The organism is Burkholderia sp. BKH01 (assembly GCF_025685725.1).
Lineage (GTDB): Bacteria > Pseudomonadota > Gammaproteobacteria > Burkholderiales > Burkholderiaceae > Burkholderia > Burkholderia pyrrocinia_C.
In genome coordinates this window covers 1-426 of the sequence record NZ_JAOTQT010000067.1, presented here as the reverse complement: position 1 = coordinate 426, position 426 = coordinate 1, and the positions used below count along the sequence as shown (strand labels likewise).

1 pseudogene is annotated in these 426 nt (G+C 62.7%); it reads left to right on the top strand.

The window, feature by feature from the left end:
• Positions 1-144 precede the first annotated feature (144 nt).
• Positions 145-426 (top strand): annotated as a pseudogene (locus tag OEJ37_RS34835) (amino acid ABC transporter permease); the annotation flags it as partial.

Sequence of the window (426 nt, the reverse complement as noted above, 5' to 3'; positions counted from 1 at the left end):
GTACGGCTCTCCGTCATGCCTAGGGCCTGTCTGCACAGGACGTGTATTCTGGACAGGCCCTAACCCGCCTTCGGGCGGGCGGCAGAAGTGGGTGGCGCGGCTTTTCCGGCATGCCACCCGGTGTCCGACTTCTGTAGATTCATCATGATGACTCCCAACAAAAACGCCCCGATTTCGGCACCCCCTCGGCGTCTGAACTGGAACGATCCCGGCGTACGCTCCGTGGTCTACCAGGTAATTGCGCTGACCGCGGTAGCCTGGGCCGTGTGGTTCCTGGTTTCAAACACGCTCCACAACCTGTCCGTGCGCAACATTGCCACGGGCTTCGGCTTCCTGAACCGCGAGGCCGGATTCGCCATCGGCGAAACCGCTGTCGCCTATTCCCCCTCAGACACTTACGGCCGCGCCATCGTGGTCGGCCTGCTC